The following is a 19,154-nucleotide window of genomic DNA, read 5'->3' as shown; positions in this document are numbered from 1 at the left end:
AACTATCAGGGCGCAGGCATCAGGACATGCATGTTACATGTAAAAACCCCGGCTACTAAGGCTGGGGTTTTTAGATAAAGTAATTTTCGGAAATCAGTACAGTGGTGATGGCTTTATGCTATTCTCCTTCAACTTTATTTCCGGCAGGTGAAATCAGGTACCATTCTGCGCCCATGGCTTCAATGTCTTGCCCGGTTGTTTCCCCTTCTGCCTGGTCTTTAACAAAATAATACAGCGGCCAGCCATTGTACGTTACCTGGGTTGTGCCATCGCTGCGCTCTATCGTGCCGATAAGGGCCGCATCCAAACCTGCCGCCGCAGTTGGTGTTCCATCCGACACGAGGGGAGGCCATGCCGTTGCACAATCACCGGAGCAGGTGCTGGTATTTGGTGAATCAGCCATAAAAATATAGAGACTGCGCCCGTCGGCATCGGTTAAATATTCACCCAATCCCTCTTTTGTCCGGGTTTCCAGACTCACAGCTGTCATATCAGATGGTGTTTCGGCTGCTTCATCAAGCTCAGTGGTTTCGGTGATCGCATCTGCCGTATCCGCCTCTGTTGCGTCTGTTTGATTCTGGTTACAGCCAGCAACAAAAAAGCTCAGGAGCAATGCACATGCAAGCTGATTTAAATGTAGCGTCCTTTTTAAAAAGCCGGTTTTCTTCATAGTTAATACGTTTAGAATATGATAAAACATTAAGTATAAATTATTTATACCCGAATAAACCGGAGATGTTAGGAATAATTTATAAAACGGCATTATTTGAAGGCGCTGGCAGTACCAAAAAGGTGCATACTTTATAGATAAGCAACAATTTGCACGATTGCTTTTAAAGGAGCAGGTATAAAGTCTTTAAATACAATCACAACAAGAGTTAAGCAAACCCCAATCCCATCTGCATACTTTTGCCGCCGTAGCGCCACTCCAGCACTTCTTCCGTATCGAAATAATAAAGTATACATTTTACTTTTTCGTAGCCCAGTTGTTTAAAGCGCACAGCGTAGTGATCCAGCTTGTAACGATGTTCGGGTTGTGGCGGTGGCAGCTTGAATTCAATTAACACCACCTGTTCTCCGTCGAATACCACGCGGTCTGGTTTGTAGAGGTAGGCGCGGGCATCCAGGAGTTCTTTTTCGTGCTCCACGATTACCCTGTCAGAGAAATAGCGCTGCAGCTTCGGGTGCTTTATAACCTCTTGCAGGCGTGCATGCAAAGCCGGTTTTTCGCGTTCACTGATGATGCCTTCATTTACCATCCGGCGCAGTACATCGTCCAGCTGCGGGGCCGTAATCACGCGCGACAACGCATAGTGCAGCTTCTTGTTCACGGCCCGCTGCCTGGTCTGCGTTTCAAAATCGAAGACGTTGTTGGCATGCTGTTTCAGTTGCAGCCGTTGCGCCCAGTCGGTTGTCACCAGGTGATCCAGCAAGTATGTTTTATCTGAAGCAAGTTCCGTATGATGCTGCCGGACACCACCTTTGTGCAGCTGATAACAAAACCGGCCCGGCTGCCACATTTCTTTATGCACCAGGAAGCGGTAAAGCAAATGGCTCACGTTTCTGGCATTGCCCTCCAGCGCTTTGGCTGCTTTCCGGTCATCCAGTAAATCTTTGCTGTTGCCGATGAGGTAGAGCCGGTCAATGGGGCGGGTAAGGGCCACGTAGAGCATGTTCAGGTTCTCGATAAATGTCTTTTCGATTTCGGTGCTGTACTGGCTGCCCAGAACGGTTGTCTCTAGTTTAGAACTTATGTTAACTGCCACGCTGCGCAGCTTGCCTGTTACGCTCACTTCTTCCGGCAGCTGGCTCCACATCAGCGCGCGCGTCATCGGCTCGGTACTCCAGTCGGCAAATGGAATGATGACGATAGGGTAGGCTAGCCCTTTTGCTTTATGGATGCTGGTGATGGTGATGGCGTTGCGGTTTTTGGGCGTGTTTATACTTAGCTTTTCTTTCTGCACTTCCCAGTAGCCCAGGAAATTATTCAGGTTGTTGCTGTTTTTCAGGCTATACTCCAGCACCAGATCCAGAAAACGGAACAGGTATTCGCACTCGTTATTTTTGCCTAGCAGGTCGAAGGTGCGGATCAGTTGCTCGGTCAGTTCGTAAATAGACAGGTTGCCGGTTTCGCGCTCTTTCACATCAAAGCCAAAGGTGCGCAGCTGGTCATAAAATGCCTGCGGATCAGGGGTATTGGCTATTTCGGCAATGCGCTGCGTCATACCTGTATCCGGAATGGTTTCCAGCGCCACGGCACAGATTAAGTATAAAGCCTCCGATTTGGCCAGGGTATCGTTCGGGCGGTTAATCACACGGAACAGGGCAATAAGCAGGTTGATAACCTCGGCAAACTGCAGCGAAAGCGAATCCTGCGAAATAATGTCGAACCGCCGCTCTTTCAGGAAGTTGGCGATGAGCTTGCTTTTGGCGTTGGTGCGGCAAAGTATGGCCATGTCCTTCAACGTATAGCCTTCTGCCAGGCCATGGTTTACGAGTTGCAGCACCATGTTCAGCATACTTTCGTCGTAGCTCAGGATTTCGGGACGGGTGTAGCTGTCGTACAATTCGTCGGTGCGGGTGCAGCCATCCAAATTATACTTGTAGTTGGAGTCATCGGGGTGCGTGAACATGATTTGGATATGACCGCCGCTTTTATCACTGCCTTCCGGTACTTTCTGCGTAAATTTTTCATCGTAAATCGACGCGAACATCCCAAAAGCTTCGTGCGCCTTGCTGATGAAAGTAAATAACTCGTTGTTGAAACCGATGATTTCGGCGCGGCTGCGGAAGTTGGTATTCAGTTCATCCGGCAGCAGCGCGTGATCCACCGATTCATACCTTTCGCGGATCATGTTGCTGTGCCTGCAGTTCTGGTACAGGCGTTCTGTGTTTTTCTTGTAGAGATGCAGGATCTGCTCCATCTCACCGCCGCGCCATCTGTAAATTGCCTGTTTGGCATCGCCCACCACCATGCTGAAGTGCCCCGAAGCCAGTGCATTGTCCACCAGCGGCAGCAGGTTGTTCCATTGCAGCACCGAGGTGTCCTGAAACTCATCAATCAGGATGTGGTTATACTTCTCACCCAACCGCTCATAAATAAACGGCACCGGCTCCTGCAGCACAATATCAATAATACGCTTGTTAAACTCCGAAATGTGTACCGTGTTCTTGTCGCGTTTAATTTCCTGCAGGCATTTTTCCAGCTCGTTCAGCACCGATACTTTATAGAGGTGCGGCACAACAGCGTTAATGAGCGTGGAAGTGCCGGCAAATTTTTCTTTGATATCCTCGATGTGGAAATACAGCTCGGTGAGTTCTGATTTTATATCATCTATCTGGCTTTTAGCGGCTGTGTTGGCTTTGCCGCCATACCATTTATCCTCCGTTACAGTGGTGCGGGCAAAGCTGTTGCCGTAGTTCAGATCTATCGTCCGGATCCAGGTGCTGAAGTAACTATAGATGCCGGTCTTGCCCCGAAACAGATCATCCGGCGAAACGCCGGCACTGTTTATAATTGCCAACGCCTGACCGGCCGCTTCTGCAATGGCTTCTTCAATTTTCTGCTTTGTGTCCAGCAACTGACCTCTTATCGTTCTGAAATCTTCCAGCGTCAGGCCCTGCAGATCGGTTACGGCTTCGTATACCTGCTCGTTCAGCAGGTTTTTGGCGAAATCGGAGAGGTCGGCGGGCAGGCTGTTCCAGCTGCGGCCTTCGCGTGCTTTTTCCAGGGCATACTGTTCCAGCGTTTCCGAGAGCAGGTCGCCTTTGCTGTTGCTTACCTTGTCGAGCAGCAACTGCACAGCCGTGTCTACCAGCGTCTGCGAATCCAGATCTACCTCAAAGTTGTGGGGAATGTTGAGCTCGCGCGTAAAAGCCTGCACAATCTTGTTCACGAAGCTGTCGATGGTGCTGACCGAGAAATCACTGTAATTATAGAGTATCTGGCCGAACAGCTTACCCGCTCTTCTTCGTACTTCTGCCACATCCAGGTTTTCCGCCGGGTATTCTTCCTGCAAATCTGTCGTTATACTTTGTAACAGTTCCTCGCTCTTCTCCCCGGCATTTTCCGACAGATTCGGATCGTTAAAACCACGCAAGGCGCCAAGTATGCGTTCCTTCATTTCGGCGGCGGCATCATTGGTAAACGTGATGGCCAGTATCGAACGGTAATAATCCGGATCGGCGGTGTGCAGCGCCAGCTTCAGGTATTCTTTGGTGAGATGGTATGTTTTGCCGGAACCGGCCGAGGAAGAATATATTTTAAAAACAGATGGCATAAGTAAGGTATCTATACTTAAAGATACAGCGAATGTATGCCTAAAGCCAAACCCGACTACAAAAGAATTGAGCCACAGCTTCTGTAAAGGCTTAAAATAAAATCCCCGCCATAAAACAATAGCGGGGATCTATAAAATTACTGTTGTAAAATATCAGGGAAAATCAATGAAGTGTAAAGGAAGGGCAAAGTATAAGATAATCATTTACAATAACCTATATACTTTAAGTCTTTTACTTTTTGTCCGCTAACTTCTCTACTAATCTGCAAGTATACATCTAAGCATAAGCAGGCGCTGCAACGCGCTGTTCTGTTTTGCTTTGGTTTGAGGCAAAATCGTTAACACATACATGGTACATAATGCGGGCCATCGACAGCGAATAATCTGTTATCAGGCACTGCTGTTGCTCTGCATGCGACAAAGCTTTGCTATCGCTGAGGTTAAATTTGTTCAGCTCCATCACCTCATCAAAATTCTGGCGCAGTAACCTGAGGGCTTTAAACGAAGGCTCGTTGTAATACATCGGGATAACCTGGCACACGGCGTAGCTGCCTTTGGCGCGTTCCGCAGCAATCGTATGGCACAGCGATTCTACATTTGTCCTGTCGAGGTCGGAGATAATAACGAAGAATACTTTTTTCTGCCCGGTGCTGCCCGATTTAGCCACACTGCTGTTGAGCAGCATATTGCGGTTAATTTTAGTGTTCAGGGTAAAAGATTCGTCTTTCAGTATCTTGTTGTGAATCTTGAAAGCCAGTGCACCTGAAGCAATCAGGTTAAAGTCTTTGCCTTTGGATGAGATTTTGGAAAAGTGCAGCATAAATGGAATGTTTGGATGTTATGATTATTTTGTATCAAATTTTCGCATTAAGGCAGCAGCCAACGCTGCTGGTTCGTGTTTCATAACTTGCCTGTAACAGACGCATCAACAGAGATAAAAGAAGAGGGGGCAGCTTATAAAATATTATTTACCAGCAGCTTAGGAGTAAGCTGTCGTGGCATACTAAATATTAGGTATTAGCTATTTTTTCGTTTCTACGTTTAGTGGCTGTTTAAGGTCGCTCTATAGTCGCATTACTTGGTAAATGTGTTATTTATATGGGTGAATTGGCTGCATTAACGTGCCGGTAAATTAATAGTTACCTTTTGCCAATATTTTTTTTAATTATACCACTTAAGTTAGTTATTAAATAAGAATAATGCTTTATAAAATGGTAAAATGTTTTTAAATAAAGGTAGTATGGCCGTTTGACAGAGTAAGTGGCTGCTCAACCCGATTATTATAGTGCCTATAGTTATTCTGATTAATTATGCGTAATTTTGCGCCCTGTTTGGAATCAGTCTGACTGCTGCATAACTGGAGAATCCATCTGTAGGCATACCCTGGTTGTTTTTTAGTTTTTCGTGTCGCTCTCTCGTAGAGAAAGGTTAAGGACGGACTGCCTCCAGATGTGTCATATTCAGTTTTATTAAGTATTCAGATGAACAACATCAGATTTGAAGAGCTTCCGCTTTCGCCGGAAGTACAGCGAGCGATCGCAGACATGGGCTTCGAAGAAGCCTCCCCCATTCAGACACAGGCTATTCCGGTAGTGCTGGAAGGCCGTGATATTATCGGCCAGGCCCAGACCGGTACCGGCAAGACAGCCGCTTTCGGTATTCCCGCCATTGAAGGTATAGACGAGCGCGACCGCAGTGTGCAGGTGCTTATCCTGTGCCCCACCCGCGAACTGGCTATCCAGGTTTCGGGCGAAATCCAGAAGCTGGCCAAGTATAAGCCGGGTATCAGCGTGGTGCCTATCTATGGCGGCCAGCCTTACGATCGCCAGCTGCGCGCTCTGAAGCAGGGTGTGCAGATTGTAATCGGCACGCCGGGCCGCGTAATGGACCATATCGAACGCGGCACCCTGGTGCTCGACAACGTAAAGAAAATCATCCTGGACGAGGCCGACGAAATGCTCGACATGGGCTTCCGCGAAGACATTGAGTATGTGCTGGAGCGTATCCCCGAAGATCGCCAGACCATCTTCTTCTCGGCTACCATGTCCAAGCCTATCATGGAGATGACCAAGCGGTACCAGACTGATCCGGTTATCGTGAAAGTGGTGCACCAGGAGCTGACGGTTGAGAACATCGACCAAGTATACTTCGAGGTGCGCAGCAGCATGAAAATGGAGGTGCTGTCGCGCCTGCTGGACATGTATAACCTTAAATCCAGCATTATCTTCTGCAACACCAAGCGGATGGTGGACGAACTGGTATCGAACCTGCAGGCACGCGGCTACTTCGCCGACGGACTGCACGGCGACATGAACCAGAACCAGCGCTCCAACGTGATGGGCAAGTTCCGCAACGGCACCCTGGAAATACTGGTGGCTACGGATGTAGCTGCCCGTGGCTTGGATGTGGAGAATGTAGAAGCAGTTATCAACTACGACCTGCCGCAGGACGAAGAATCTTACGTGCACCGCATTGGCCGCACAGGACGTGCCGGCAAGTCAGGCAAAGCCTTCTCGTTTGTAGGAAACCGCACCGACGGCTATAAGATAAAGGACATCATGCGCTTCACGAAAGCTAAAATCGTGCTGCAGCAGGTGCCGTCCTTAGAAGATGTAAACGAAATCCGCACAACGCTTTTCTTTGATAAAGTGAAAGAAGTGCTGGAGAAAGGCCATCTGGCCAAGCACGTAGCCCGCATAGAGCGCTTCGTGAACGAAACAGATGGCTATACGCCACTGGATGTAGCTTCTGCGCTGCTCAAAATGAGCATGAAAGAGGCGAAGGTGAAAGAGAAGGGGGCAGAAGTGGAAAAAGGCATGTCCGCTGCCAAAGAAGGCATGGACCGCCTGTTTATCACTATCGGCAAAAAAGACCGCATCCATCCGCGCGATATCATTGACCTGTTGAGCCAGAACAGCAACATCCCCGCTGCCAAAGTAGGCGATATCGACCTGTACGACAAGTTCAGTTTTGTGGAAGTGCCCACCGAGTATACCAGCGAAATCCTGAAAAGCGTAGGCCGCATAGAAGTGGATGGCCGCATGGTGGTGGTGGAGAAATCTGATAAAAAAGGCGCAGACAGCGGCAAAAGCCGTGGTGAACGCAGCGGCGACGATTTCGGATTTAACCGTTCCGGCGGCGAGGGCCGCGGCGGCAACCGTGGTGGCGGCTCGTTCAGAGATCGTCGTGGCGGAGGTGAGCGGTTCGGCAGTGACAGAGGCGGCGACCGCTTTGGCAGTGATCGGGGTGGTGATCGCAACGACCGTGGCGGTGACCGAGGAGGATTCCGAAAAAGAAGATTTTAATTTTGCAACCTCAGCTGCAGAGGCACGTATAATCAACTATACAAAAGGAAGTATAAAAAGCTTCTGAAATTGTAAGAAAAGGCCGGCTTGAAACGTCGGCCTTTTTGTTTTTGCGGCATTTTGTTCTTTATGAAAGTATAGCTCCCCTTCGTCTCATTATACATTTTACCGGATTTGCAATTCTCATAAAAGGCTGTCTCTAACTACCTGTACTTGGCACCAGCAAGTTATATACTTGCTGCATAATATATCTTGCTAGTGCGAGCTTGTAGCTCGTACTCATACATCTGCAGGAAAAGGTACGAGCTACAAGCTCGCACCAGCGGAGACAAGCCCTCATCATACTTGCTTAGCAATGCTACACAAACCTTCGTTGAATCTGTAACTTCTGATTCGCCGGGGTAAATAGGCTTAACAACTTTGTTGCCTGCTAAAAACTACTTTATTTTTGACCCACAGGCAAAGCATCAGACACAAAAAAAGGAGCCGGAGCTCCTTTTTATTGTTGTTATGACTATGCCAAAAGTATTATGCGTTTCTGGCTGCATCGCGCAAAGAGCGGATGTGGTCGTGGGCGTTTTTCACGTCGCTGTACTGCTGTTCTATTATCTGTTTTAAAGTGCCGGGTAAATCTTTTTTCAAGGCTTCCTGGTAAGCTTTTACGGCATAGTCTTCACCGCGCTCACACTCTTCCAGCACGCGCTTTCTGTCTTTAGAAGATAGCGCCGATTTAATGTCGATCCAGGCGCGGTGCACCGTTCCCTCAATAGAGCTCGACTCATCGTCCGCATGGCCCATTTTCGTTAGCTGGTCCTGCAACTCCGTAATCATGCTGTCGCGCTGCACGGCATACTTCTTGAACAAGTCCTTCAGGTCTTTGTCTTCAATGTCTTCAGAAGCTGTAAGGTAGCCTTTTGCACCATCCTTGCATCTTTCGATGAGATGATGAACTGTCGAGTATAATTCCTTATTAATTGTCATAGTTTTATTTTTTGAATGATCTTATGCTTTAATACTGATTACAAAGCATTTTTGTTACCAGCCACATTTCCGATGGTAGCGGCAGCCATCGAAGTGCCGGCCAGATAGCCTGTCGTCCAGGCAGCCTGGAAATTGAACCCTCCCGTGATGCCGTCGATATCGAGCACCTCGCCGGCAAAGTATAAACCGGGTTGCAGGCGGCTTTCCATGGTGCGCATGTTTATCTGGGCCAGATCGATGCCGCCGCAGGTTACAAATTCTTCCTTAAAAGTTGTTTTGCCTTTCACATCCACAGGCATGCGCAGCAGCGCTTCTACCAGCTTATTGGTATTTCTGGCGGGCAAATCTGCCCAACGCAGCTCCGCCGGAATTTCAGCCAGTTGCGTCAGGCTTTTCCACAGCCGTTGCGGCAGCCCGAAGAGGGTATTGGTACTGACGACTTTTTTAGGATGTGCCTGCCGGTAATGTTGCAGCTGCTCCCGCAAAGTTTCCTCAGTATAGTCCGGTACCCAGCTGATGAGTGCGGTGAAAGTATAGCCGAGATCATGAAAAAGGCGGGCGCCCCAGGCTGAGAGTTTCAGCACGGCCGGTCCGCTGTAGCCCCAGTGCGTAATCAGCAGCGGGCCTTCGTAGGCCAGTTTCTGACCGGCCACCTGCACCTTCGCTTTCGGCACCGAAACACCCTGGAGATCCAGGAGGGGGGAGCCCGGCACGTTAAACGTAAACAAGGAGGGCACGGGCGCTTTTACCGCATGCCCCAGTGCCCGCAGCCAGTCATAGCCTGTATCTTTCGGATTGCCGCCGGTGCTCACCAGCGCCTTATCAGCCATAATGCGCTCACCTGTACTGAGGTGAAGTATAAACTCGGTGTGATCGGCTTTTGTAACAGGCTCAACACGCGTTACGCCGGCACCGGTTCTTACCTGTATGCCTGCTTTCCTGGCCTCCTGCAACAGGCAGTTTACAATCGTCTCCGAATTGTCAGTAACCGGAAACATGCGGCCATCGGCTTCCGCCTTTAGTGGCACGCCCCGCTGTGCAAACCAATCAACTGTTTCTGCAGCGCCAAAGGATTTAAAAGCTTCTTTGAGTTGCCGGGCACCCCGGGGGTAATGTTGGGCAAGTATAGAGGGCACAAAGCATTGGTGCGTGACATTACAGCGCCCGCCACCCGAAATACGCACTTTTGCAAGCAACTTGTTCGATTTTTCGAGCAACAGCACCTGTGCCGCCGCGTTGGAACGGGCACAGGCAATCGCCCCGAAAAAGCCGGCCGCACCGCCGCCAATTACCATTACTTTCATGTAGTTAATTGCTAAATTGTTTGACTGTTAAAGGATAATGGTTGAATAGTTTAATTTCCGTTAAATGCATGGAGCCGGAAGCAACCATTCAGCCATATAGACAAGCTGCCTTTTAGCTGGCAAAGGTACTAAAAGAATGCCATGGGGTCGGGGTGTATAAAGGCATAGGCGAGGTCGTCTTTCAGTTTCTGGCTCTTGATAAGCTTGAAAGCGGTTTTTTCCATGTCTGCAAACTCAGGCGGCTCAAGCCCAAGCGCTTCAGCGGCCTTTGTATAAAATGTCTTCCGCAGCGGGTGCTCGTCGGCGCAGGCATTGTATACCTGTCCCCATTGCTGCTGCGTCAGCAGGCGCTCCAGTATGGCTACGCAGTCATCCAGGTGAATCAGGTTGACGGGAGCATCCCCGTTGGGCACGTTCTTTTTACCGGCCATAAAGCGGCCCGGCTGCCGGCTGCCACCTACCAGCCCGCCAAACCGTACGACAGTCGTTATCCAGTCTTCGCGCTCACAGAAAAGATTCTCGGCCTGCAGCAGCAAGTTGCCGGGCTGTTGTTCTTTGGTGAAAACAATGTCTTCTTCTGTCACAATACGGTTCAGATCCAGGTAAATGGCAGTAGAGGAAACAAACAAGATGCGGTTCACCGGAGCATTGCGCAGCGCTTTCAGGAGCAGGTGCATCTGGCCGAGGTAAGCTTCGCCGCCATCGGCACGCAGGCGCGGCGGAATGTTGAGCACCAGCACTTTGGCCTGCAGAAAAGTCATCAACACCTCTTTGTCATACTGCTCCTCCTGCAAATTGATGCAGAACGGGCGAATGCCCTGCTGTTGCAGCATAGGTAGCTTTTCGGGAGATGTAGTGGAACCGTTTACGCGGTATCCTGCCTGTACCAGTCTTTCGGCCAGCGGCAGGCCAAGCCAGCCGCAGCCCATAATGCTTATGTCCGCCATTTCAATCATCGTGCTTCTTTTCTGATCTTTTAAGGTTTACAGCTTCAACAAATCTGCTGCAGTTCTGTTAAAACTATCTTTATACTGGGAGCTGTAAAGTAACGCATAAATGAAGTATGATGTGGTGATAACCGGGTCCGGTTTCGGTTCGCTGACGGCCGCGGCGCTGCTGGCAAAGTGCGGGCTGCACATTTGCGTGCTGGAACAGGCAAAATATCCCGGCGGTTGTGCCTCGTCTTATAAAAGAAAGGGCTACCGGTTTGAAACAGGTGCAACCACGCTGGTGGGGCTCGATGCACACATGCCGCTGCATTACCTGCTGGATGAAACAGGGATAGAACTGCCGGTCATAAAGCTGGAAATACCGATGCAGGTGCATCTACCCGATGGACAACTGCTGACGCGCTACCCGCAGTCGGACGATTGGATTGCAGAGGCGGAGCGTGTTTTCGGCAAGTATAACCAGCGGCCTTTCTGGGAACATTGCTACAAAATCAGCCAACAGATATGGCGCACTTCGCTGCAGCAGCAGAATTTCCCTTTTTCAAACCTCAGAGATTTGTTGCATGCAGCCGTAAATGCACGACCGGCACAGTTAACTGCTGCCCGCCGCCTTCCGCACCATGCAGGATATGCTACACAGGTATGGCCTCCTGCAAAACAAACTTTTTGTTGATTTCGTGAACGAGCAACTGCTGATTACGGCGCAAAACCACCTGCACCAGGTAAACGAACTGTTTGGCGCTACGGCTTTGTGCTATACTTTGTACGGCAACTACTATGTGCCCGGCGGCCTGATAAATATGGTGAAGCCTGTGGTAAATTACATCAAAGCACAAGGCTCCGAAGTAAAGTACGGGCAGCAGGTAACAGCCATCGAAACAACGGAAACCGGTTACCGCACCACCACAGCAAAAGGAAGCTTCGATAGCCGGTTTGTTATCAGCGGTATTCCCCTGAACAATACCCTGGCGCTGTTTCAGAATAAATCAGTTCAGCAGAAGTTGCAAAAGTATGTGTTGCCTTCCGGGATGCTGAACGGCGCTTTTACGATGGGGCTGGTGCTGCAGCAAAAGTCCCCGGAGGTGCTGCACCACCAGGTGCATGTGGCCGGCGGATTGCCCCTCATCGGGAGCAGAAGCATTTTCATCAGCTTTAGCCATAACAGCGACAGGCAACGGGCGCCGGCAGGGGAGGTGGTGGCGGCCATCAGCACACATGTGCCGGACCCGGCAATCAACTACATCGGGCAGAAAGCGGTGCTTGAAGAAGCCATCTGCCGCGTGCTGGCAAACCGCGGACTTATCAGAATGGAAGACATAAAGTATAAGCAGGGCGCAACACCAGGTGCCTGGAATTTCTGGACGCACCGGGCCTATGGCGCCGTGGGCGGGTATCCGCAGTACCGGCACATCAAACCCTGGCAAATGAAAGACGCCCGGCTCGATCACTGGGGCGCTTATGTCTGCGGCGATACCGTATACCCCGGCCAGGGCATTCCCGGTGTTTGCCTGAGCGGCATTATTGCAGCCCGTAAACTTGTGCAGGATCAGCTGTAAGTATAACGGAAAGGAATCCCGGCACCAGCACATAAAACCTGCAACTCCTGACCAGCCTTTCAGGCGCTGTTCTTTGCCCCGCACTTCCGGTATAACTGGTTAAAACTACGACGCTTCTCAGGTATAAAATGCTTTTAATCGATGGTGGCCTCATCAATCATAGCCATTGTTCTCAGTCCTGCATACGCTCCGGTGCCGGTTTTGCCCAGCATGTATACTTCCGTTCCTATCTGTGTGATGCTGTAAACCTGCACGTCATCCAGCAACTCGTTGAGCTTAGCGGCCAGTTGCTGGTACAGGCTGGAGGTATCGCCGGAGGTGGCGCCCACGGGAACAATGCCTTTGATTTTATTTCTGAATGCCTCCGGGTTCTTTGTGTCCACGGCCATTCCGGCGGGCTTGCCGGCCCATTCGGCCACAGTTTCTGGGGCAAACTGCTGTCCGGGCCGCAAACTGTAGTAAACAAATTCAAAAGGTGCTTCAATTTCACTTTTTAGCAGCAGTCCGCCTGCCACTGACATCAGCTCTTGCTGCAATTCCTCTTTGCTCATGTTTCTCATCAGTAAAATGGTTTAGTTCAAGATAAAAATCATTAAACTTATACTTTCGTAATCAGAAAAAATATAGCCTGTAATTAAAATATTTTCCAGAAATAGCTTTCGGTTTTTACCATTTGTAAGCAGAAGCGTTTCCTGAATCAACTTTATACTTTGTTGCTTCCGCCGGCGCAATGCCCCTTATACCTTTATAACGATTTATACTTATGAAAGCAGAACCTATGTTGAAAGAAGGCGCCCTGAAAGGTAAAACCATACTCGTAACAGGTGGCGGTACAGGCCTGGGCCGGTCGATGGTAAAATATTTTCTGGAGCTTGGCGCCAATGCCATTATCTGCAGCCGGAAAATGGAGGTGCTGGAACAAACCGCCCGGGAATTGGCCCAGGAAACAGGCGGCCAGGTGCTGCCCCTGGCCTGCGATGTGCGCAAGTATAACGAGGTGGAGGCGGTACTACAAGCTGCGCTCGATAAGTTTGGCCGTGTGGATGTGCTGGTGAACAATGCCGCCGGGAATTTTGTGAGCCCTACCGAGCGGCTGAGCCACAAAGCTTTTGATGTGATAACGGATATTGTGCTGAAAGGCAGCTACAACTGCACGCTGGCGCTGGGCAAGCACTGGATTGCACAAAAGCAACAGGCGGCTATACTCAACATCGTCACGACGTATGCCTGGACGGGCTCCGGCTACGTGGTGCCTTCGGCTTGTGCCAAAGCAGGCGTGCTGGCGCTCACGCGCTCGCTGGCTTCGGAGTGGGCCAAGTATGGCATCCGCTCCAATGCCATTGCGCCCGGCCCCTTCCCTACAGAGGGTGCCTGGACGCGCCTGTTTCCGAAACAGCTAACCGACACGCTGGACCCCTTGAAGCGCATCCCCGTAGGCCGCTTCGGGGAGCACCAGGAACTGGCGAACCTGGCCGCCTACCTGGTATCAGATTATGCCTCGTTTGTGAACGGCGAAGTAGTAACCATAGATGGCGGCGAGTGGCTGTATGGCGCCGGCGAGTTCAACAGCTTCGACCAGGTGCCGCAGGAGCTATGGGACGCCATGGAAAAGCAGATGCGCGGCAAAGGACAGTAAAATTGTTTTGCTAAATTAGGGCAGGAATGAGGTTAAACCTTTATGGAACTTCTTAACTACTACCTGTATAGTATATTCATTAATGCACTTCCGTTTGTCTCGTTATATTCGGTAGTATAGCAGGAATAATTCCGTTTAGCACTACGTTGGCTGCAACTATGATTGAGAAGATTATAAGTATTAAGAATATTGGAACTTTTACAGACTTCATTCCCCATTCTAGGAATGGATGGAATGGAGTTTTTAGTAAAATAAACATTCTATACGCTCCAAATGGGACAGGGAAAACAACATTTGCTACAATTCTGAATTCAATCAGTAAGAACAAACCTGACTTAATTCGATTGAAACAATCGTTCAATAGAAATGAACCTGCTAACATAAAGTTGCTGATTAAATCAAATGGTTTAGTAGAGTATAAAGATAAAGTGTGGAGCACTCAAATAAAAAATATTGAGATTTTCGATATCCATTTTATTGAGGACTTTCTATTCCTGAGCTCTATTTCAAATGAAAAGAACACAGATAATTTATTGAAGCTAACTCTAGGAGACAAAGGAGTTGGATTACGAAATCGATTCAGGAATCTTCTAAAAAAGAGAACTCACCTATTAAAAAATTTAAAAAAACATGAATTATCAAAAGCCAAGGATAAGAGTCTACTTAATACAGCTAAAGCAAACGTCAAAACAAATGGTGAAGCCATCGAAAAAGTAATTAGTGAATTTAGTGCTTATGCTCAACCAATTTTTGAAAACTACATTCAAGTTACAAATAAAATACTTTCAAGATTTACAAATCACGTTCGGCTACATAGTTTAATAAATCCCGAACCTTCATTTGATGCTGAAAAATTAAAACCATCCTTAAACATTGAAATTAATGGTAAAATATTACGATTTAAGGCACCCGATTTATCAAAGAAAACTGGGAATGCGAAGTTCTCTTTAAGTGAAGGAGATAAAAACGCAATAGCTTTAAGTTTTTTTCTAGCTAAGCTTGAAATTTCTGGCACGACTAATAAAATTGTTGTAATTGATGACCCGTTATCGAGTTTTGACCAGGAAAGGAAAACAAGTACAATCAATTTACTCTCAAGTGTAGCAATAAATTGTGAGCAATTTTTCCTATTAACGCACGATATCCATTTTGCAAAGTCAATTAAAGATAAACTTGACTTCACGAGTGTTTTAAATTTAAAAATTGAAAAAGTTTCCAACTCGAGTGTTATAACTGAACATGATATCAATTTCGAGACCTTAACTGGCTACAAAAAAGACCTTCAAACAATAATAGAATTTGAGACGAAATCCGTTAGAACAGAAAATGATAGAAGAGAGGTTATCAGATGTATTCGTCCAGTTTTAGAAACACTGTTAAAAACAAAATATTTCGAGTTTATAAAAAATAATGATTGGTTAGGAGACATAATTTCTAAAATACGTAAATCTAATTCACCAGAACCATTATATGGCCTTAAGCCAATTCTTCCTGACTTGATTAACTTAAATGACTACACAAAGGAATTTCATCATGGAGAAAACAGATCTATTATAATTGACAATAACGAGCTCAACTTCCACTTGAACTTACTTAAAAAGACACTACTTAAAATATAATTACAGCCAACAAATGCATAATGAATGGAAGGGTACAGAGTGGATTAAATATTTATCTTCGTTTAGCGCTTTGAAACGGGGACACATTTGCCTTAAAAATTCGCCTTTGCTTATACCCGAAACGTTAGGTTGATTATACTGTTTATGAGATTAAGCTATGTCAACTCTACATATTAATGACAACTACCCTATAGAGCTGTTTTCTTAAGATTATTTGCTGGATTTCTCAGATATGTTAGGGGAGGGATAATACAAAAAGCCCCGACCAAATGGCCGGGGCTTTTTGTATTATCCAACTCCAGAAGTTCTGTTAGTGATGCGGGTTCACGTAAGCCGGGTCTCCACCTTCATCATCGGGATGTTGGTGCTGTCTTTCGCGGAGTTCTGCCAGCCCGCGCTTGCCGTAGGCCAATCGCGTAATTACTACAAACAGCACTGGTACCACGAAAATAGCCAGCAAGGTAGCCGCCAACATACCGCCGATTACGACCCATCCTATTGTCTGGCGCGATACGGCCCCGGCACCCGTGGCAGTTGCCAGCGGCACCACACCTAGTATAAAGGCGGCAGAGGTCATCAGGATAGGGCGCAGGCGTAGTTTTACGGCATCAATGGTTGCTTCAATCAGCTCCATGCCGCGGTCCACGCGCTCTTTGGCAAACTCCACAATCAGGATGGCGTTTTTAGCAGCCAGTCCGATCAGCGTAATCATACCTATCTGGGCATACACGTTGTTGTCCAGCCGTGGCAGGAACGTAAGCGCCAGGATAGCGCCAAACATGCCCAGCGGAATGGCAAACAGGATGGAGAACGGCACCGACCAGCTTTCGTACAAAGCGGCCAGCAGCAGCAACACCAATATAATCGACAGCGAGAAAATATAAACCGTGCTGTTGCCGGCTGTCAGTTCCTCGCGGCTCAGGCCTGAGAAGTCGTAGCTGTAACCGGCAGGTAATACCTGCGCCGCGACTTCCTGCAGCGCCTGCAGGGCCTGGCCGCTGCTGTAGCCCGGCGCCGCGCTGCCCATCACCTCAGCCGAGCGGAACAGGTTGTAGTGCGAGATAACGGAAGCATTCTCTACCACCGACGAGGTAACCAGGGCGCTCAGCGGAACGGATTCGCCCTGCCTGTTCATCACATAATATTGCTTCAGGCTTTCGATATCCATTCTGTAAGCCGTGTCGGCCTGGGCCACTACCCTGAAATTACGTCCGTAGCGGGTAAAGTCGTTGATGTAGCGGCTACCCATCAGGGAGGACATGGTGGCATAAATATCGGCAATGTTCACACCCAGCTGCTTTGCTTTTTCGCGGTTCACTTCCACATGGTACCCGGGCGTGCGGGTGTTAAAAAAGCTGTAAGCCCGTGCAATTTCCGGACGTTGGTTCACGGCGCCCAGGAACTGGCCCAGCACCGCCTCAAACTCCTTCAGGCTGCTGCCACCCGCCCGCTGCTCCAGCATAAAGCTGAAACCGCCGGAACTACCCAGGCCGGGGATGGCTGGCGGGGCTACCACAATTACAGTTGCTTCTTTCAGAGCTGCAAACCGCTGGTTCAGGGTAGCCATTACGCCTTGCAACTGTTCGGCCTCGTCCTCGCGCTGCGCCCAGGGCTGCAGCTGCAGGAAAATAGTGCCGCTGTTGGATTTAAAGGAGAAGTTGATGGCATTCAGCCCGCCAATAGCTGTATAGTTTTTAACAGCCGGAATATCAGCCAGAATCTCGCCCATGCGGGCCAGCTGCGCTTCGGTTCTGCTGGCAGAAGAACCCTCCGGCAACTCGATGGAAACAAACAGGCGCCCTTCATCCTCTGTCGGTATAAAGCCGGTTGGTTTGGTGGCAAACAGGCCTACCGTACCGGCATAAAGGCACACCAGCAGAATGAGCACCAGCGGTGTGGCTTTTATACTTTTGCGTACGCCGCGGGAGTAAGAAGCGGTTGTTCTCTCAAACCAGTTGTTGAACTTGTAGAAGAACTTGTTCAGCCCTTTGGAGTCTTTGTTCACGTTCATCGGCTTCAGCATCAGAGAGCAGAGCGCCGGCGTGAGAGTAAGAGCCACAAAGGCAGAAATGAGTACCGAAATGGCAATGGTGATGGCGAACTGCTGGTACAGGCGGCCCACAATGCCCGGTATAAAGCCTACCGGAATGAACACGGCGGCCAGTATAAGCGCAATGGCGATTACGGGAGCCGTAATGTCCTTCATGGCCTTGCGTGTGGCCTCTTTCGCCGACAGGCCCTGTTGATCGATATAATGCTGCACGGCTTCGACCACCACAATGGCATCATCCACCACAATACCAATGGCCAGCACAAAGCCGAACAGGGTGAGTGTGTTGATGGTGAAGCCGAGGGGGATAAAGAAGATGAACGTGCCCACGATAGAAACCGGGATGGCCAGCACCGGAATGAGGGTGGCCCGCCAGCTTTGCAGGAACAGGAACACCACAATGATAACAAGTATAAGTGCCTCCACCAACGTATGCACTACCTCGTTGATAGACACCTGCACGACCGATACCGTCTCGAACGACACCACATAGTCTACGTCAGCCGGGAAAGATTTTTTCAGTTCATCCAGAGCGGCGTAGATGCCTTCGGCCGTGGCGAGGGCATTGCTGCCGGGCGCCTGGTACAAAAGCAGGATAGCCGACGGCTCGCCGTTGATGGTTGCAGCCCGGCCATAGTCAAACCGGCCGAACTCAATGCGGGCCACATCCCTTAAGTATACCAGCGTACCGTCGGCAGGATTTGTGCGGATAATGATGTTGCCGAACTCTTCCTGTGTCTGCAGGCGGCCTGTTACGGTTATCGGGTACTGAAAAGCCTGATCATCGTATTGCGGCTTGGCGCCCACCGTGCCGGCTGCTACCTGCAGGTTTTGTTCCTGTATGGCAGCCGTTATCTCGCTGGCGCTGATGCTGTATTGCGCCATCTTATCAGGTTTCAGCCAGATACGCATGCTAAAGTCCTGGCCCAGCGCATTGATATCGCCTACACCCGGTACACGCAGCAGCGCCTCCCGCACAAAAATGTTGGTATAGTTATCCAGGTACTGAATGTCATGGGTTCCTTTCGGCGAGTAAATACCGATTACCATCATGATGCTGGGGTTACGCTTGCGCACGGTTACACCCAGGCGGCGCACCTCTTCCGGCAGGCTGGGCGCAGCTATACTTGCCCGGTTCTGCACATCCAGCGTGGCAATATCAATATCGGTGCCTACCTCAAAAGTTACAGCCATGTTCATCTGGCCGGTGCTGGTGTTGGTAGAGGTAATGTAGGCCATGCCCGGCGTACCGTTAATCTGCGTCTCCACGGGTGTGGCCACCGTTTGCTCAACCGTAAGCGCATCAGCGCCCGTATAGTTGGCCGAAACCGATACCACGGGCGGCGAAATGTCCGGGTACTGGGTAACCGGCAGGTTCATCATAGACAGAACTCCCACCAGCACAATCACAATGGAGATGACGATGGAAGTGACGGGCCTTCTTATAAATACATCTGAGATCATATTTCCTTG

General features: G+C 49.3%; 13 protein-coding genes. 5 read left to right on the top strand and 8 right to left on the bottom strand.

The window, feature by feature from the left end:
- Positions 1–118: 118 nt before the first annotated feature.
- The 3 genes from I2I11_RS19960 to I2I11_RS19950 form a co-directional block, all read right to left on the bottom strand.
- Positions 119–670: a COG4315 family predicted lipoprotein gene (locus I2I11_RS19960; RefSeq protein WP_230680488.1), complete on the bottom strand. Its 552-nt coding sequence runs from the start codon at positions 668–670 to the stop codon at positions 119–121.
- Positions 671–878: 208 nt separating this feature from the next.
- The gene (locus tag I2I11_RS19955; RefSeq protein WP_196269522.1) at positions 879–4,280 is read right to left on the bottom strand and encodes a UvrD-helicase domain-containing protein; all 3,402 of its coding nucleotides are present in this window, start codon (positions 4,278–4,280) and stop codon (positions 879–881) included.
- A gap of 277 nt (positions 4,281–4,557) precedes the next feature.
- Positions 4,558–5,100, bottom strand: coding sequence for a hypothetical protein (locus tag I2I11_RS19950; RefSeq protein WP_196269521.1), 543 nt, complete (start codon positions 5,098–5,100; stop codon positions 4,558–4,560).
- Between the two features lie 661 nt (positions 5,101–5,761).
- Between I2I11_RS19950 and I2I11_RS19945 the strand changes: the two genes are divergently transcribed.
- Positions 5,762–7,585 (top strand): DEAD/DEAH box helicase, encoded by a 1,824-nt coding sequence (locus tag I2I11_RS19945; protein WP_196269520.1) that lies wholly within the window; start codon positions 5,762–5,764, stop codon positions 7,583–7,585.
- 528 nt (positions 7,586–8,113) lie between these two features.
- Here I2I11_RS19945 and I2I11_RS19940 read toward each other — a convergent pair.
- The 3 genes from I2I11_RS19940 to I2I11_RS19930 form a co-directional block, all read right to left on the bottom strand.
- Positions 8,114–8,566 carry a ferritin-like domain-containing protein gene (locus I2I11_RS19940; RefSeq protein WP_196269519.1) on the bottom strand — a complete coding sequence of 151 codons (453 nt, stop codon included), beginning with the start codon at positions 8,564–8,566 and terminating at the stop codon, positions 8,114–8,116.
- Between the two features lie 38 nt (positions 8,567–8,604).
- A complete protein-coding gene (locus I2I11_RS19935) occupies positions 8,605–9,870 on the bottom strand; it encodes a BaiN/RdsA family NAD(P)/FAD-dependent oxidoreductase (protein ID WP_196269518.1) in 1,266 nt (421 codons plus the stop codon).
- 128 nt (positions 9,871–9,998) lie between these two features.
- On the bottom strand, positions 9,999–10,817 hold the full coding sequence (locus I2I11_RS19930) for an SDR family oxidoreductase (RefSeq protein ID WP_230680486.1): 819 nt from the start codon (positions 10,815–10,817) through the stop codon (positions 9,999–10,001).
- A 109-nt stretch (positions 10,818–10,926) separates the two neighbouring features.
- Here I2I11_RS19930 and I2I11_RS21350 point away from each other — a divergent pair, with 109 nt between their 5' ends.
- Positions 10,927–11,493, top strand: a complete 567-nt coding sequence (locus tag I2I11_RS21350; protein ID WP_230680484.1) for a phytoene desaturase family protein — start codon at positions 10,927–10,929, stop codon at positions 11,491–11,493.
- Positions 11,450–12,376 (top strand): phytoene desaturase family protein, encoded by a 927-nt coding sequence (locus I2I11_RS21345; protein ID WP_230680480.1) that lies wholly within the window; start codon positions 11,450–11,452, stop codon positions 12,374–12,376. The genes I2I11_RS21350 and I2I11_RS21345 overlap by 44 nt, the downstream gene beginning before the upstream one ends.
- A 134-nt stretch (positions 12,377–12,510) precedes the next feature.
- On the opposite strand, the gene I2I11_RS19920 is transcribed toward I2I11_RS21345, so the two are convergent.
- A complete protein-coding gene (locus tag I2I11_RS19920) occupies positions 12,511–12,936 on the bottom strand; it encodes a nuclease A inhibitor family protein (RefSeq protein ID WP_196269516.1) in 426 nt (141 codons plus the stop codon).
- 203 nt (positions 12,937–13,139) lie between these two features.
- Between I2I11_RS19920 and I2I11_RS19915 the strand changes: the two genes are divergently transcribed.
- The gene (locus I2I11_RS19915) at positions 13,140–14,012 is read left to right on the top strand and encodes an SDR family oxidoreductase (RefSeq protein ID WP_196269515.1); all 873 of its coding nucleotides are present in this window, start codon (positions 13,140–13,142) and stop codon (positions 14,010–14,012) included.
- A 158-nt stretch (positions 14,013–14,170) separates the two neighbouring features.
- Positions 14,171–15,631, top strand: coding sequence for an AAA family ATPase (locus I2I11_RS19910; RefSeq protein WP_196269514.1), 1,461 nt, complete (start codon positions 14,171–14,173; stop codon positions 15,629–15,631).
- A 310-nt stretch (positions 15,632–15,941) separates the two neighbouring features.
- Here the strand turns inward: I2I11_RS19910 and I2I11_RS19905 are convergent, their stop codons facing one another.
- Positions 15,942–19,145: an efflux RND transporter permease subunit gene (locus I2I11_RS19905; RefSeq protein WP_196269513.1), complete on the bottom strand. Its 3,204-nt coding sequence runs from the start codon at positions 19,143–19,145 to the stop codon at positions 15,942–15,944.
- Positions 19,146–19,154 lie beyond the last annotated feature (9 nt).

It is taken from the genome of Pontibacter rufus (genome assembly GCF_015694705.1).
Classification (GTDB): Bacteria; Bacteroidota; Bacteroidia; order Cytophagales; family Hymenobacteraceae; genus Pontibacter; species Pontibacter rufus.
Note: the sequence above shows the minus strand (reverse complement) of the source record. Positions and strands in the feature narration are given on the sequence as shown.